The sequence below is a fragment of the Phyllobacterium sp. P5_D12 genome (genome assembly GCF_054049495.1).
This window is the reverse complement of the sequence record NZ_JBFUMG010001139.1, coordinates 1-618: the sequence shown is the minus strand read 5'-3', so window position 1 is coordinate 618 and position 618 is coordinate 1. Positions and strand designations below refer to the sequence as shown.

Annotated in this window: 2 protein-coding genes; both read left to right on the top strand. The window is 49.8% G+C overall.

Features of this window, described 5'->3' with window-relative positions; all coding sequences use genetic code 11:
- The coding region (locus tag ACXJ5O_RS29155) for a cob(I)yrinic acid a,c-diamide adenosyltransferase (protein WP_457302940.1) at nt 1–159 on the top strand (159 nt) is incomplete at its 5' end.
- A gap of 87 nt (nt 160–246) precedes the next feature.
- Nucleotides 247–618: TerB family tellurite resistance protein (locus ACXJ5O_RS29150; protein ID WP_457302939.1), on the top strand; the 372-nt coding region annotated here is incomplete at its 3' end.

Here is a 618-nt window from a genome sequence, read left to right as displayed (position 1 = left end):
GAGGTCCTGAAGCAGAAGCCGCATATGAAACATGTGATCATCACTGGCCGTAACGCCAAGGATGAGCTCATCGAGTTTGCGGATCTCGTCACCGAGATGGAAATGATCAAGCATCCGTTCCGATCGGGCATCAAGGCTCAGAAAGGCATCGAATTTTAATTTTATAGATGCCGGCCTGAGGCGTTTGGCTACTTGAATTCGGCTGTCTGTACTGCAATCAATCAGTAGAGACAATTTGGGGGTAACATGAGCGAAAGCATTTTTGATCGGATCGCAACGTTTCTGGGTACGAAAAGTGCAGTGCAGAAGGTTGCCGACGACCCGGTGTTGACAGCTGAACTTTYGCTGCTGCTGCATATAGCGTTGGCGGATGGAAAGACTGACAAAGACGAATACGACGCGATTTTGCGGGTCGCTTCGAATGATTTCGGAATTTCTCCTGAGGAGTTAGGAGAAGTCGCTGAATACCTCAAGGACTTCGTTTACGAGACCACGAGTACCCAAGCGGCGCTGGCCTTTGCGGACGTGTCGTTTGAACGTAAGGTTCAGTTGCTGCGTCATCTTTTGGCGATTGCGAATGCCGACGATGAATTGGATGCCAAGGAAGCCAATCTGATC